Genomic DNA, 15,586 nt, shown 5'->3' on the forward strand with positions numbered 1-15,586 from the left:
ACAAAGCGCTAGTGATTATGCTTGGTTTCAAAACCAGCTTTGTTGAGAAAATCTTGCCAAGCATGCGCCGCTTGGTGGTTGGGAAGCTCGATTTCCATCCAATCCGGACAGCGGGCCGACACATCAAAATGCCCCGAATGCTGGTCGGATTTCGTCTCGCAGCCCAACGCACGGTACAGAATGGTGCGTTGCGAGGAGTCTTGGACGTTGGGCAAGTGGGCCACCTTCCAGTCTATTGATCGGTATTGCACGACTTCTGCGTGAGCTTGGCCAGCGACTGGAGCCGGATTTTCTAGCGGCGGATGACCATGTAGCGAGTCAAACCCCGCCTGCGCGAACCAAGCCTGCCACTGCTCAACCTGCCCCTGGCTGTCGAGGGCCAGTAGTTTCCAGATCGTCGTGCGTGCCTGGACGTCAATGTGACCGTCATGCTGAGCGGTTTTTACTTCACAACCCAACGCTTTCAGCGTTTCCACGTGTTGCTTTGCCTGCTCTGCATCGTGCATATGCACCGTTTTCCAATTCTGCATGCGAAACGCCAAATGATGCTTCCCCCCCTCCGCAGCGGGAATTGCAGAGGATGTGGGCGACTGGGCCAAGGCCACACCGCCAGAAAGAGCCGTCAGAAGTGCTGCGACGAGAATTGGTTTGAACATAGAGACACCCTGCATTATTAGGTAGGTTCGTGCTTGCCAAGGACATGGGGAGGACATGGGGACACTGCATGCGATGGCCTCAGGGGGAACACGCCATGCAGTATTCCATCTCAATACCCAACTGACTCGCAGAACACAAGTTCAGACTTAGAACTCCCCAAACGAAGTAGTTCACGGCCGAAACTGCACCGTAGAGGCCATTCACGGATGACGATGCATGGATAGCACCTTTCGGCATTGCGGCAAGGCACCGCCTCTAACTCGCAGGCCGCTTGAGGCGGTGCCGGTGAACCGCCGCGCAGAGTGCGACTTACTTCTTACCCAGAATGCGTTTAGCGACTCGACAGCCGCGGATGCCGGCATACTTAACCTCATCGCTCCAAGGCCGTGCACCTACTGGACTGGGGGGAATTCCCATTCGCCGCATACCGTTGTTCCAGCGGTGGAGGGATTGCCGGCGCTGGGAGCTGTCGGTCTGGAAAGTAATGCTAAACGAAATCGAAACCTGCGATCCGTTTTTCACCCAGTGAGGAGCAGCGACCGGGAAGTGCAGCCCCTCACCTGGTTGCAACTCAAACCAGTGCCCCTTGGCTTCGTATTCCGGCAAGAACGGAATGTTTCGATGTGCGCCTGTAAAGAATTTTTCCAGTTGCTCTTCGCTCATTACCGAGCGATCTTCCACATCGAACAGTTGGACCTGCTTGTGACCTCGAATTTGAAGGAGAAAATTGTTCTCGGGGTCAATGTGGAATGGAGTTACCGAGCCAGCAGAGGAAACAAAAATGAAGCCTTCGCGGACGCGCATGCCCGGCGCTATGGGCTCCACAATTTCACGAATCTCATCGAGGCAATCGTAGAGGATATCGCGAAACTCAGGATCTTGTTCCACATTCTTGAGCACCATCCAAGACTGGCATTCTTCAATGCGGCGGATCGTTTCGTCAATGGCCAGACCATTGCGAGGTGTTAAATCCGGATCTTGAGTGACGGGCAGATCTCCAGAATTGTATTCCACACTGTTGGGTGGAAGAAACTGCGACAGCTCCACTAACCTCTGCAAGTCGAATAGGGGATGGTCGACCAATTGGTGCCCAATCGTGAATGGTTGACGATTGAACTTAGCGGTGAACTCACGCGCATCCAAACTCTTGAGGTAGGCATCTGGCTGAACTGTCTTTGCGACGGTAGTAGCAACTTGAGTCATGGTAGAAGTGCTCCGAGTAAAAGGAAGACTTGAAGTAATGTTGGGGTTGGAACCAATGGGACGAACCGCTATCTCGGCCTCGACTTCGAACTCGAATTGGCGCGCAGCCGTTTCTTGAAAAACGTGACCATCGTTTGGCTACGCTCTCCGCCGCACAGCGACGGCAGATTGCGTAGAACACTCCAGTTGCGGTCCATATAGACCACTCAGCAATTCCCGACACTTGAGCATCAGGCACGCTGCCAGAGTCCACGTATTGTGTCTCGCGCGTACTTGGCCAAAGGCAGCATTGCCAACGCAGACTGTGCAAAGGGCCGATGCATCGCAATGGTCAGCGACTGCAGTGTTCGGCGTTCGGGCCAAAGCGCATCGATCATGGGATGATTGGGGGCGGCGCAGGAATCCATCCATCTCAATCGCGGGTGCTCATGCAGTTTGACGACATTGAGTTTTTCCATGATGGTGCCCGGAGAATGCTTGGCCCAATCGGGATGGAATGCAATTTTGAATGCAAATCCGCCATCATGCGTTAAAAAGTTGAGTTTCATCGCAATCGGTTCACCGTTAAAACTCAGCGTAAGTCCCATCAGCCGATTTTCGCTTGCTAACTCACTGGCAGCACTGCGCAGAAAGGCAGACTGTTGAGGAGAAGCTGATATCGAAGTCCCCACATTCCCTTTCCACCCGAGCGATTCGAATTCAATGAATTTCTCTGCCCAGGCTAGTGGGTCGTCACCGACGTGAAACTCTTCAACTTCCAAGTTGCCCTGCTCGGCCAATCGGCGTTCGAGCCGGTTGATTTCGTGGCGGCGTTTGCGAGGCCATTCACTGAAGAATTGGTCGGTTTCACTCCGCCGAACAAAGAGTGCGCGTCGGGTGACTTGCTTTACTTGGTACTTCCATTTTTCCGACTGCAATAGGTCAATCAGTGCATCTTGAAACGGGCCTTCCGCTGAAACATTGTTCAAATGCAAGAGTTGAATACGTTCCTCATCGCTGCTCAGGAATTGGAGCAAAGCTTCGATCGTACTATTCGCGACATCACTGCGCACCAAGGGGGTGTTCAAAAAGCAGTGAACGTGTTGCCACAGTTTTGCCGAACGAAACGGCAGCCCCAGACCAACGGAGTTAATTTCAAGTGGAAACAACCCACATAATACGGGCTCCTCTGTCGTCGAAGCGCGTTGAATACTGCGAACTACTGCGATTCGCACTTTACCGGTGCGAAGATGCTCCCAAGCAGGCAGAAGCAACTGCGGTTCGTAGAACACATTTGGGCACAAGCAACACTCCGCCAAGCGTTTCCAAAGAGGAACCAGCTGACGCAGTTGCGATAGATCGTCGACCCATTCGCACTGCAACTCCTCTGAAGGGAGATCATGCCAATTCTTACTGGCCGTTTTGGGCGGAGCGTCTGCCAAGTGCCGCGCAACAAAAGTGGTTGCGTAAGGGTGCGAAAGTCCATCGGGAGCGAATTGCATGACGCTCTACCTACTCTGCGTTTGAGGATGCGGGTTGGAACAGTTTCTTGGAATGATCTTTTAGCCAGTGCAGCTTGCGCTCGACCAGCGCCACGGTCTGGGCCCTCCAATTGGGAGCAATGAGTTTCCGTCGTACAAGGGAGATGGGCTGAGCTCCCCAATGGGCTTTGTAGGGCTCGTCGCCGCGCAGGAAGTCGTAGTAAGACCGCCCCTCTTCAATTGCATTTTCTACCGAGTAGTAGACCAGCGCATGACCTGGTTCCAGACGCATAAAGGCCGGGTCTACTCCGCTCTGGTACATCTGAATCGACGAGCCACTGACGAACTGCAATTGAACTCCAATGATCTGATCTTCGACTTCACACACTACGAATCGCGCTGCTTGTTGGCTTAGCAGCCCCTCAACGGCTTGCTTCAAAAAGGGCTCGAAGCGTGGGTCTGCAAAGCAACCTTCATCTCCCAGACTCGAGCGTCTGGCCTGATGCAAACGAATGAGCGCATCGAGTCCCTCCTGCAGATCCCCCACTCGATTGAGTTGGCGGAAACAAAGTTCACCGGAGGCAATGCGCGCCTTCGCCTTCTTGGCTTTACGTAACGTACTTTTCGCTAAGTTCTGTTTACAAAACGCTTCCCAACACTCGGGCAACTCAATCCTCCATGAACTCTCCAACTCCTGAGTCTGCTGCGAATACCTTTGACGCTCCGTAGCCAGAGTCAGCTGCTGCAACCATTCATCGTCGGCAGCCGCCCCTTCCAGCTGAAACCCCATATGCTCTTTGCCAAATTGCCCTTGCTCGATCGCTTCTCGAGTCGCCGCTAGCAATGCAACGAAGACCTCAGCCTGCAAGTGCGGCGTTGCAACGGCGGTCACATAATCGCTGCAGACTCGACCAGATCCAAGGTAGCGAAGTTGATTACCCAGAGGCGTAGCATGTTGATACCAGGGTGCAAACCCAACTAACCGGTCTTCGTCGATCACCGCTAGGATATGGAGTCCGTGGCCGACTCCGAAGTGTGCCCACCAAGCGCGCAACCATTCGTAGCTCAGCATTACATTGTGCTCGGTTAGCGACTGCCAATCACGGCGCCACAACTCCCATTCATCCAGTGAATCAATCAGCAAAATCTTCATGCAATTCCGAGCTTAGTGACAAAGTTTTAGAGTTTCTCTAGCCAGACCATGACCGGCGGATGAGCGATCGGAGTCGTTGTCCACCTCGATTGATATGCCGGGGATAGCGACGAGAGGTGAACAGGCATCGACCGCATTGGCGGCGTGACGCGAGGGTTGTACTTCGCTGTTTACGAGCACTCTGAACCCTATGCTACGCGTGTCAGATAGGCAGACTGAGGGCGAACAATTTGAACGCACGGCTCGCAAGCGACAGCGCCAAACGCGAATTTAACGATTGAATCGATTAGGCACTTTAATTTTGAAGCCGTCTACCAACGCCTGCGCCCCCCTACGGCTCGCTAAACGTCGATCGCTGAACACCAGCTTGTATTAAAGAGTGCCAACCTGATGAGGTCGGTAGGCAGGCGGAAGAAGCCTCACTGGCGAGTCCAATGCACGACAAGCTCTCCCAGGAGGAATAAAGCGCAGGAAAACGAGTTCGCTGGGAAGCTAATACGCAGGGAAGAGAACTAAAGCGATTGGAGACTTCAACTGTCCCGAAAACAGGTCGCAATGCCAAGTCGGCTCGTGCTCTCAGTCCACCACGGCACGCAGGCACAAATTTCTCGAACGTCCAGCAGAGATCCCCCTACCGTCCGAAACTCGCCGTGGCTTGAGACGGCAGCGAAAAGCTTCGAGATTGCCGAACCGCATCGACGAGTCCCCAATCGGGGCCATATCCATGAATGGCATCAAGCTCGAGAGCGGTTTTGGCGAGTTCCCCCGAAGCTGGTGCTACCAGCCAGGGCTGCACTGCACTTAGGAAATTCCCCACCGGCAAACAAGCGAACCAAACGATAACGCACGCAATTGCAAATCGACTCAAACGCCTCAGCCCCTGAGCCTGAGCATGCTGCTCACGAGCTTCTTCCAAAACTCGAGGTCGCAAGTCCTCCGCTGGCGTTACAAAATCGCGCGCATCCCAAATCTGCTGTTCGAGCATTGCCCAGCCAACCGTCGAATCTTCATATTCTTCAGAAGCACTATTCATGAGTAACTCCCGTGCAACTGTCATTCAGCAGTAACGTTAACTTTTGCATCGCATAACGATACCGGCTGGCCGCGGTCGATGCATTCACTTCCAACACCTCTCCGATTTGAGCAAAGGTCATGGTCTCCCAAATTTTCAAGACAACCACTTCACTCTGTTCCAGCGGAAGCTGCCGAAGCGCGGTCCAGACGGCACGATGCGTCTCTTCGAGTTCCACCTCGTCCACCATCCGTCGGGTCACCAGATCGAGCAGATTAGAGATTGTGAACAGGCGTTTCTTTTTACGCAGGATCAACAGAGACTCGTTGCGAACCATGCGCAGCAAGTAGGACCAGGGGCGCTCCGCGGCTCGCAGGATCTGTGGAGCCGTGGCGACGCGTAGCAACGCAGCTTGCACCGCATCCTCCGCGTCGTGTTGATTGCGGGTGATCGTGACGGAAAAGCGGTGTAGCCGATGCGACGTTAGATCAAACAGTCCGGCCAGCGCCGCCGGCCCATCAAGGGCAATGCCCTCTAAACATTGCTCCAGCTGTTGCGCGAAATTGTCAGCGATTTGCATAGGAGGATACCACGAGGCCTACCCAGATCCATTGCGATACTAGCTAGGGTAGAGTGCTTTACACTAGGACGCTTGAATTGTAACGCTTGGAGATGTTGCCGTGCGCGGAGGCAAGCCTATGCACTGCAAATTACAAGATGCGCGAACGGACGCAGTTTGTCTAAGTATTTTCATGAAAAAGGCTTTTGCTCGGCCCGTCCAGAAAGACTTGCCACTCTCCGCGTATCAGAAGACAAGCTTCATAGTCGCATATTCCGCCGTAATCGAATCACCTTGGCGTACTCAGGGGAGGACGTACACCACTGTGCAAGATCGTAAGTCCTTGGTCCGAGCCGCCGCCTCCCGCTAAAATTTTTCCGTTCGTCATCCGCGCGCACGGTATCCGCGCGCACGGCCAAACTTTTTAGGACAAGCGGCACTAGCTCGTGACACCACCCCCTGATTTTGAGAACCAGCCTATAATGCTGCCTCACGTGTAATCCTAATTTGGAGAGAGTGCATGGCTTTAAACATCCGCCGAATATTGACGCTGCCGCTAATCTGTCTGCTGGGTGTCGTCCAGGGCTGGCAGCCAATCTGCCACGCGGCCCAACGGCCGAATGTCCTACTAGTTTTAGTGGACGATCTCAAGCCAGCGCTGGGTTGCTACGGCGACCCTTGTGCTCAGACACCTCACCTCGATGCGCTGGCAGCGCGAGGCATGCGGTTTGATAGGGCCTACTGCAATCAAGCGGTCTGCGCCCCCTCGCGTTTTACCTTGATGCTTGGCTCCCATTCGACGTCAACTGGTTTATATGGCCTGGGGAGCCAATTGCGTGAGTTAGTTCCCGATGCAGTCACCTTGCCACAGCACTTCGCTCAGAACGGATATCGAACTGAATCACTCGGCAAAGTCTTTCACATCGGACATGGCAATGAGGGCGATCCGAGCTCGTTCAGCATCCCCCACAGCTCAGATAAAATCATTGAGTACTTGACTCCAGAGAGTACGGATGGCGGTCTGCTAACTCGCGAAGAGGCCCTCTTCACCAATCAAAGCTTAAACCGAATTCCATCGCTACCGCGCGGGGCGGCTTTTGAATCGCCGGTTGCCGAAGATACCGACTACGCAGATGGCCGTGTTGCGGAAGAGACCATCCGTCGCTTGCGCTCGGCCAAAGCGCGGCTTGAACAAGATGGAACTCCCTTCTTCATTGCCACTGGTTTCGTGCGTCCCCACCTGCCGTTCAGTGCGCCCAAAAAGTATTGGGATCTCTATGATGCCGATGCGCTTCCCATGCCCTTACTCGAAGCATTCCCGCACGATTCTCCCAAGGTGGCGCACAAGCAAGGCGGAGAAATCCTAGCCTACAAACCAGTGCCTCCTCAGGGAGAAATTAGCCCCGAATTAAAACGCCAGTTGATTCACGGATACTATGCCAGCACAAGTTTCGTCGACGCCCAAATTGGCAAAGTTACCGATGAGCTCGTCGCACTGGGCCTGGCGGAGAATACAATCATCGTTCTCTGGGGAGATCACGGCTTCCACCTAGGCGATCTCAGCATTTGGACGAAACATACCAATTACGAACAAGCGAATCGCATCCCAATTCTTATCGTCGCGCCCGGTGTAACCCAAGCCGGAACCGCTACCCAGCAATTGGCTGAAAGTGTCGATATTTTCCCGACGTTGGCAGAACTAGCGAATCTACCTCCCCCCGCCGGCCCCCAACCGATCGACGGCATTTCCCTAGTTCCCGTCCTTAAAAATGCCGAAATCCGTCTGCGGGACCACGCTTTTCATGCCTATCCCAAAGGCAAAATGGGGCGTGCCATACGGACCGACCGCTACCGCATGGTGGAGTGGAAGCGGCCAGGTGCGGCGCCAGAGACTGCAGAAATTGAACTCTACGACTATTCGGACTCCCCGATCGAAACTCAAAACGTGGCCAATGAGTTGCCCGAAGTTGTGCGTGAACTGCGCGCCAAGCTGGCGAAATACCCTGAAGCGGTACTCCGATCCGGTCGAAAAGCCCCATCGAAGTAGGCACCGATAAGTAGCCAAGGATGACGCATCTCATGAAGTCGAGTCTTCGCCCCGTGACAAAGACTTTCGGCTCGACTCAAGGGGTACAACTATCGGACAACTCGCCCCGAAGCGGCGCCGCGCATCAACGCTTCCACTTCAGACCGAGTCGAGTAGTTGCAATCCCCAGAAATCGAATGCTTGAGACAAGATGCGGCAACCGCGTAGTCCAATGCGGTTTGCGGATCTTTTAGATCCTGCGAAGTGAGCGCGTAGATCAGGCCACCGGCAAAGGCATCTCCGCCGCCGACCCGATCCACAATGTTCTTGATCTCGTAACTGCGATAGTCGCCATTCGCGTCCAGCGGAGCAAAACTAGCTTTGTCGTCAGAGGCATCGTAGAGCATCGCGCCCCAATTATTGTGGGAGGCCGAGTGACTCTCACGTAGCGTGATGGCGACTTTTCTCACGTTCGGAAACTGAGCCACGACCTGACGCGCTACCTCGGGATAACGGGACGTATCAAGTGCCCCAGCATGCACGTCAGTTTTGCCAGCTTGGATTCCGAGGACATCGTGGCAATCCTCCTCATTGGCAATCACAACATCTATCGAGGGCAGAATGGTTCGCATGACCTTCTGGGCCAACTCACGGCTCGACTGAGTGGTATCCCATTTCCACAATTTCCCACGGAAATTCAAATCGATCGATACTTTCAATCCTGCCTCTTGGGCCTTCCGGGCGGCAGTCAAGGTAGCGTCAGCCGCATTTTTCGACAGGGCGGGTGTGATGCCGCTAAGATGCAGCCACTGCGCATCGGCGAAAATGCCCTCCCAATCGTATTGATCGGATGGGGTCAAGGAAATGGCCGAATCCGCGCGATCATAAATCACATTGCTCGGCCGTTGATTTGCCCCCGTTTCTAAGAAGTAAAGTCCCAGCCGCCCTTGATCCGTTCGCAAGATAAACTCAGTATCGATACCAACGGCGCGCAGAGTATCCAGGGTTGCATCGGCTAAAGCATGCTTGGGTAAAGCAGTAACATACCGGGCCTTGCCTCCAAAATTACAAATCGATGCTGCTACACTGGCCTCAGCGCCCGCATAGGTCACTTCGAAATTACGGGCTTGTCGCAGTCGCAAATGGCCTGGTGATGCCAAGCGAGCCATGATCTCACCAAAAGTAACAATTGAACTCATGTTGCATCTCCAAAATTCTGTGCATCGATCAGCCGCCTACTTTCGGTCGCATTCGAAGTGATCACCTCCCACTGCTCGTCTTGAATTGCCTTGCGAGGCGCGATCCAGGAACCACCAACCGCTGGGACGAAGGGAAGCGACAAGTAACTTATGAAATTCTCGAAATTAAGGCCGCCCAAGGGAATATAGCGCAGTCCGAGGTGCGCGTAGGGAGCATTCAAGCTAGAAAGGTAAGCCACGCCACCGGTCGGCTCGGCTGGAAAAAATTTCAAATCGCGACAACCGAGCTCGACTGCAGCTTCGACTTCCGATGGAGTTGCAATACCTGGCGCAAAAGGCAAATCGAGTGCCTGTGATTGCTGCATAACTCGGCGATTCAGTCCAGGAGCGACACCAAAGGCCGCGCCGACTTGGGCCACCTGGTCAACCTGAGCGGGTGTGAGGATCGTGCCAATTCCAGCGACCATTTCTGGCACCTCCCGCCGAATCGCCTGCAATGCCTCAAGGGCGACGGGAGTCCGCAGCGTCAACTCCATGACATTAATGCCACCATCGAGCAAGGCTTTCGCTAACGGCACTGCGTGACGGACTTCGTCGATCACCAGCACCGCAATAATGCCACAACTTTGGATTTGCTCAAAAAGCTTGAGGGGAAACTGAGATCGCAATTGCATGGGCTTGAGGGGGGGCAAGAGGGGATGTGAGGAGGGACCTTCTGTGGCGCCGCGCGCCTGTCCAGTGCTTACGTTAAGGTTGCTCTATTCAATTTCCGATTCCCAATCAGGTCAAGGCGGGAGCCATGTCGCCCCGGAATTCAAAAAAGTGGGTCGCTTGCAGAGTCGGGCGCAGGGAGCGATTCTCGCGATACGATTTGGTAGATTTCGCAGTCGAAACGAGGTATAGTCTTCCTGTGAAAAGTATACCAACTATTCCCCTTTCCATTTCCAGGTGGGACGATGCAATCAACCATTGATCGAAGTCAGCGCAAAGAGACTCCATCCCGCCGAGACTTTCTTTCCACCGCCGCAATTGCGACAAGTCTTGCGATTCCCTACTTCGTTTCCGCAAAGGCTATGGGAGCTGGAGAAAATGTCGCTCCTTCTGAGAAAATTACTCTGGGTGTGATTGGAATGGGCCCCAGATGCACCTATGACATGAAATCTATTTTGCAGCTGAAGGACGTGCAGTGTGTGGCGATATCCGACGTGCAAGCCTCGCGTCGGGAGGCGGGGAAACAGCTCGTTGATGACTTTTACGGCACCACAGATTGTCGGCTCTACACCGATTTTCGAGAACTGCTAGCGCGAGATGATATCGATGCGGTGCTCATCGCCACTGGCGACCGCTGGCACGCGGCTGCTTCCATTTTGGCTGCCCAGGCGGGCAAGGACGTTTACAGCGAGAAACCGTGTGGGATAACCATCGGAGATTGTCAGAACATCTCGCAGATCTTCGCCAGTACGGGAAGAATCTTCCAGGCGGGAACACAACGTCGCAGTGTCCCCAATTTTCAGACAGCGGTCTCTCTGGCACAAGAGGGGCGACTCGGAAAGATCGAGTCGCTGTATGCCACAGTTTACATTCCCACTCTCGGAAACGAGTGGTTGCCGGCTGAACCCACGCCTCCGAAAGCAATTTGCGATTGGAACATGTGGTTGGGGCCAGCCCCGTGGCGCCCGTACAACCAAAAATACGTGAGCGGCGGATGGCGTGGACAATACGATTTTGACAGCGGCGCCCGCTTGCTCGATTGGGGCGCTCACACGCTCGACCTCTGCCAGTGGGCGAATCAAGCGGACGATACCTTGCCGGTGACCTATGAGCCGTCAGACGAAAATATCGTTTGCACTTATGAGAATGGAGTCAAATTGGTCATCGACTTCCTTCCCGATCCCTTCGGAGACCGCAGCCCTCGATGGATCACAAGATTGGGTACCTGCCCAGTTCGCTTTGTGGGAGACGAGGGCTCCGTCGAAACGGGGGATGAAGGAGAAATCGTGGCCAGCTCCGCTGCCCTAAACCGCGAGCTCGCCCAGTCCCCGCGCGTTCGGGGCCTGGATGTGTCGGCCCACGCTCGCAATTTCTTCGATTGCGTGAAAAGCCGACAGCAGACCATTTGCAATCCCACCGTGATGCGACGATCGCACATCGCTTGCCATGCAGCCGCATTGGCTTGGATTCTTCAACGGACACTGACCATCGATCCGAAATCGGAAACGTTCATTGACGACGACGAAGCTAACCGCCTCCGATTTCGCCAGCCACGCCTCTGGGCCTAAACGATTCCGACTGCTCCAACAGTCAGCGATCCAGGCTAACGCCCACCATCGCAGATTTACCATCGACTGCTCTCCCTCGATTCCAGCAGGGCGTGCTGCTGGCTGGCTCCCATGACTCCATTGCCACAACTGGCATCCTTCGACGATTGAGCTACCGGACGATTGTTCAAAGATTTTTGCCAAGAATCTAGCCCACTGGGCCCTCCTGGCGTTTGCCTCCAGCTCGCATGAATCTCAAGCAACGGTACGCTGCATCAATGGGCTTGAGTAGCAGTAGCAACAAAATCAATATCGCCGGCATGTAAATCTTCTCGCTAATAACCCGCTGGCGAACCGTGGGCGCGTCGCAGTAGTAATGCATCGTGGTTGAGGGAGCCCACTGAATTCGGCACCAGCCCCACCAGGACCCCACTTGCTTGAGTGTCGGGTAAGCTCCCATTTCTCGAGCAAGTCGATCGCAATAAGGGATCATTTCCACCGGATAAATTGCCGACAGATTCAGCTTCGCATACCGCCGTCGATTGCGTTCCAAGTCAGCAACTTGCAACGCGGGCAGGTTTTCCGGAAGCTGGTACTCTCCCGCGATCAATCCGCAGACATACCGCGCCTGCATCTCGCTGATCGTTGGAATATTGCCAATGATCGGACGCGCAAATCCGATCGCAAACAGATCACGATGTAGAGGATGACAACACCCGAGATAGAAATCCTCGATCCGCATGTCCCCGCCCAGCAGTTCTTGCAAGCGAGAGGCGTAGCCAATCGCAGGAACGATCCAATCCGGCGCCACTCTGACGGTTCCCTCGGATTCCAGCGACTTGAACTCATCATGGCTACGATTTATGGGAGCGCCCAGAATTTTCAGATGTCCGTCCGCGACGGCATCCAGAAAATCATCACTTTTATTATGGAACATATCGAACAACTCTGCTTTCGCACCGCGCGTCAAGCGATAATCCCAAGCTTTGCGTCGCGCGCGCCACTCATCGTCTCGCGAGACCACCTCCGACTTTCCCGCCGCTGCAGTTGGATTTTCCCTTGCGGGAAACCAGCGTTCAAAGCGTTCCTGAAATAGAATGCGAGCTCGAACAAACCACTTCCCAATCCAGTTTCGAATGTCAACATGGATCGATAGCATGAGCCGGTTGCGCAGAAAGTCAGAAGGGACGCCTCGAATTGGATGATAGCGTGGACTGACGCGAATCCCCGAATTGACCGACAGGTAAACATCGTTCTGGAGCCTCGGACGGGATAGACGTGTCGCCAGATCCACAGCAGACTCTCCGCCCCCCAGCACCACCAAGCATTGATTTTGAATGGGGACCGCTGAATTTTCTCGGAGTGCTGCAACTGGCAGGGAAGGGACCTGACTGTCGACCTCCTTGGCTTGTGCCACTAAGCCAGTACAGAGTATCACCGAGTCAAATTCCTCCGTGATTAGAGACTCACTCGCGTGACCTGCTGGAGGCTGCAATTGCAGAGCCCAACCAGGCCGGCCTGGCACGCGTTTTACGCTGCGTACCTGCCAGCCCAGACGGATTCGAGAATATAGCGAGAAGTGCGCTGCGAAGGCTTCTAAGTACTGGCCGTACTCGTCATTGCAAAAGAACTCTGAACGACTTTGGCCACCATCGCGGTGGACGCTCGCATCAACGACCGGAAAGCAAGCAAACTGAGTCGTATACTTCGTTGATGTGGAGACAAAGTTGGGGTAGGGGTTCCCCCAACAGCCAGTCACTCCACTGGATTTTTCAAAGCACACGATTTCCCAGTTCGGTAGCACCTCGATCGCAGTTTTTAGACTGACGAGACCACTGCTGCCCGCACCAATAATGGCCAAGCGTTTCCGTCTGGTGACTTGCATGCAGACCTCATTGGAATGTAGCAAACAACGGTGAGCTTCAGGAAGCTACCGCCGTGAGGCTGAGCATCACGAAATTAAACTGCCCTGACTCAGGAATAAACAACAGAAAGCGAGTTCCAGGTGAAACCTCATGAGTCTTGAGGTAGTGATCCAACATGATGTAGATGCTAGCTGCACCGGTATTGCCAACCGCCCCCAAGTTGGTCCAGTACCCCACCGGCCTTCCCGTTGGAGTAGTATTCTCCTGCAAGATCTGCTCAAACTTTCGTCGAAAGTAGAAGGACGAGAGGTGGGGCAAAATAACATCGTAGTGATCAAGAGTTTCCTGGTGAGCCAGCAGCGATTCTGCCAGGAATTCTCGGCCCGCCGGGGCCAGGTGCCGAGCGAGAATGGCCACATCCTGCGTCAGTCGCGCCGAACGGGTTTCAAGCTGCATGCACACCGGCAAGCGATGGGCATAGGAGCGGGAATGGGTCCAGTCGACGCGGAGTGAAAGCTGGTTGGCACGCGGCCGACTCTCCAGCAAAAAGGCTCCGCTACCATCGGACAACATAAATCGCAGAAATATCGACATGAACCACTGACTTTTGCGAACATCACTAAATTCATGGCGATCTTCGATGAGTTCAATTGCCGAGCTCTTGAGAATTTCCGAGGCGTGCTCACTCCCGACGCTGAGCGCTATCGAATGTTCACCACTTGCAACCGCCCGAATGGCGCCGACCAATGCTGCTGCAGCCGAAGTGCAGATACCGGCATGCGAGCTGATCTCGATAGCTTGATTGACTAGCTTTGCACGACTCAGGCGGTCATGCAAACGCGATGCAATTCCAGGACCAGTAAACGGGGCGTATGTCGTACCAGCAGCAAGAAAAGAGAGATCAGGAAGCTCACCACACTTCAACAGACAGTCGCTAGCAGCGAGCTGAGCTAAGTCGTAGACATCATGGGTCGCCTGTTGCAGAGGGGTCTGCGCATAATGGCGTCCTAAGATGCCATTCATTCTCAACACAAGCTGCTTAACCTGGGATTCATCCCTGAGCTTCCCCAAATAGGTTTCAATCTCGTGATTGGCGACCGGTGGTCCCGGAAGGAAAGAACCAGTTTGCGTGATAAAACAGGACATAATCCGCCAGCTGCTACAAGAACGAAAGACGTTCGATCCTCAAATTATCGCTCGCGGCCGCCCCCTGACGTCGTGTCCGCTCGGGGAGGCCGATTCCTCAACATATTATAGGCAACCTCATCAAACACAATGTGATAGTACAGGTATTGATTAGGGTTGGAGAAAAATGCGCTACTATTGTAATGCCCCCGATTGTTGACTTCTTGCATGAAGAAATCCAAATCAATCTGGGCTTCGACGTCGTGCGCGTATATCTGCTTTAAGCACCAGAGGAGAATGGAATCGGACCCGAAGGAATTCAGGGCAGTTACCGTCGTGCGCAAATCACCAAACAGTGTAATGATGGTTACCACCAATATCACAATATTGGTGGCCCCCAAAAGCTGAAAGGAACAGCGACGGTTTTCTTCCAGCGCCGCCTTGCTGTACTGCTCATGATCTTGAGGGCGAAGTCGACGGATGTTTTCGAGATTATCGAGAAACACACCCTTGTCAAAACGGTCCACCAGCTCATAGGACAGCAAGTCATGCCCCACCGTCATGTTATGGCGGACAACGGTCTCTAGATCAGCAACTGAAAAATCCCCATCGATTCCATTCAGCTTTCGGGGAACAGCGGTATCGACGGCATCTAGCCGGGTCAGAACGTGCCGATAGAGCAGAGGTTCAATTTGAACATGCCGCAGCATCAACTCTGCAGCGTCATGCGTCGCCAAATACTTCATCCCAAAGGACATCATCCAATCGATGACGAAGTGCTCAAACCCATAGGGAACACGATGAAATACGAACTTGAAGGGAAAACACAGGAGACGCAGAAAGAAGTAGTTCACCAACAACAACGGGCGTAGTAGGACAAAATCCCACCGCCGCTTCTCCTCTGCGAACACGCGGTTCACATAGTCGCTTATGTATGGGAAAGACTGCATACTTTAGCTCACTTCAGCCCTGCGTTGCGGCAACCAAGCGGATTGCTCAACCGAACTCCAAACGCCCCAAGCCGAAACGGTAGCGTTCCGCCAACTCGCAATGGTCAGCAGAAACGAAC

The 15,586-nt window shown here is 54.0% G+C and carries 13 protein-coding genes; 2 read left to right on the plus strand and 11 right to left on the minus strand.

All coding sequences use genetic code 11. The annotated features are described in order from the left end of the window. Positions 1 to 8: 8 nt before the first annotated feature. From Q31a_RS18155 to Q31a_RS18180, 6 genes are all read right to left on the minus strand, one after another. The gene (locus Q31a_RS18155; protein ID WP_145080987.1) at positions 9 to 656 is read right to left on the minus strand and encodes a hypothetical protein; all 648 of its coding nucleotides are present in this window, start codon (positions 654 to 656) and stop codon (positions 9 to 11) included. Between the two features lie 310 nt (positions 657 to 966). Continuing rightward, positions 967 to 1,860 carry a cupin-like domain-containing protein gene (locus tag Q31a_RS18160; protein ID WP_145080989.1) on the minus strand — a complete coding sequence of 298 codons (894 nt, stop codon included), beginning with the start codon at positions 1,858 to 1,860 and terminating at the stop codon, positions 967 to 969. Positions 1,861 to 2,090: 230 nt separating this feature from the next. After that, complete coding sequence (locus Q31a_RS18165) at positions 2,091 to 3,341, minus strand: GNAT family N-acetyltransferase (RefSeq protein ID WP_145080992.1); 1,251 nt, start codon at positions 3,339 to 3,341, stop codon at positions 2,091 to 2,093. 10 nt (positions 3,342 to 3,351) lie between these two features. Continuing rightward, positions 3,352 to 4,473: a GNAT family N-acetyltransferase gene (locus Q31a_RS18170; RefSeq protein ID WP_145080995.1), complete on the minus strand. Its 1,122-nt coding sequence runs from the start codon at positions 4,471 to 4,473 to the stop codon at positions 3,352 to 3,354. A gap of 631 nt (positions 4,474 to 5,104) precedes the next feature. Then, a complete protein-coding gene (locus Q31a_RS18175; protein WP_145080998.1) occupies positions 5,105 to 5,506 on the minus strand; it encodes a hypothetical protein in 402 nt (133 codons plus the stop codon). Continuing rightward, complete coding sequence (locus tag Q31a_RS18180) at positions 5,499 to 6,065, minus strand: RNA polymerase sigma factor (RefSeq protein ID WP_145081001.1); 567 nt, start codon at positions 6,063 to 6,065, stop codon at positions 5,499 to 5,501. The genes Q31a_RS18175 and Q31a_RS18180 overlap by 8 nt, the downstream gene beginning before the upstream one ends. Before the next feature lie 499 nt (positions 6,066 to 6,564). On the opposite strand from Q31a_RS18180, the gene Q31a_RS18185 reads away from it, so the two are divergent. Further along, on the plus strand, positions 6,565 to 8,091 hold the full coding sequence (locus Q31a_RS18185; protein ID WP_145081004.1) for a sulfatase: 1,527 nt from the start codon (positions 6,565 to 6,567) through the stop codon (positions 8,089 to 8,091). Between the two features lie 89 nt (positions 8,092 to 8,180). On the opposite strand, the gene Q31a_RS18190 is transcribed toward Q31a_RS18185, so the two are convergent. After that, positions 8,181 to 9,269: a sugar kinase gene (locus Q31a_RS18190; RefSeq protein ID WP_145081007.1), complete on the minus strand. Its 1,089-nt coding sequence runs from the start codon at positions 9,267 to 9,269 to the stop codon at positions 8,181 to 8,183. Next, positions 9,266 to 9,943, minus strand: a complete 678-nt coding sequence (gene eda / locus Q31a_RS18195; protein ID WP_145081010.1) for a bifunctional 4-hydroxy-2-oxoglutarate aldolase/2-dehydro-3-deoxy-phosphogluconate aldolase — start codon at positions 9,941 to 9,943, stop codon at positions 9,266 to 9,268. Before eda ends, Q31a_RS18190 begins: the two co-directional genes overlap by 4 nt. A 282-nt stretch (positions 9,944 to 10,225) precedes the next feature. Here eda and Q31a_RS18200 point away from each other — a divergent pair, with 282 nt between their 5' ends. Further along, on the plus strand, positions 10,226 to 11,548 hold the full coding sequence (locus tag Q31a_RS18200) for a Gfo/Idh/MocA family protein (RefSeq protein ID WP_145081013.1): 1,323 nt from the start codon (positions 10,226 to 10,228) through the stop codon (positions 11,546 to 11,548). 187 nt (positions 11,549 to 11,735) lie between these two features. Here the strand turns inward: Q31a_RS18200 and Q31a_RS18205 are convergent, their stop codons facing one another. From Q31a_RS18205 to Q31a_RS18215, 3 genes are read right to left on the minus strand one after another with little or no spacing between them, the layout of a single operon-like run. Continuing rightward, a complete protein-coding gene (locus Q31a_RS18205) occupies positions 11,736 to 13,412 on the minus strand; it encodes an NAD(P)/FAD-dependent oxidoreductase (RefSeq protein WP_145081016.1) in 1,677 nt (558 codons plus the stop codon). A 37-nt stretch (positions 13,413 to 13,449) separates the two neighbouring features. Further along, positions 13,450 to 14,538 (minus strand): hypothetical protein, encoded by a 1,089-nt coding sequence (locus Q31a_RS18210; protein ID WP_145081019.1) that lies wholly within the window; start codon positions 14,536 to 14,538, stop codon positions 13,450 to 13,452. Positions 14,539 to 14,582: 44 nt separating this feature from the next. After that, positions 14,583 to 15,467 (minus strand): DUF6999 family protein, encoded by an 885-nt coding sequence (locus Q31a_RS18215; RefSeq protein ID WP_145081022.1) that lies wholly within the window; start codon positions 15,465 to 15,467, stop codon positions 14,583 to 14,585. Positions 15,468 to 15,586: the final 119 nt, after the last annotated feature.

Origin of the sequence: Aureliella helgolandensis, from assembly GCF_007752135.1 — a bacterium.
GTDB classification, from domain to species: Bacteria; Planctomycetota; Planctomycetia; order Pirellulales; family Pirellulaceae; genus Aureliella; species Aureliella helgolandensis.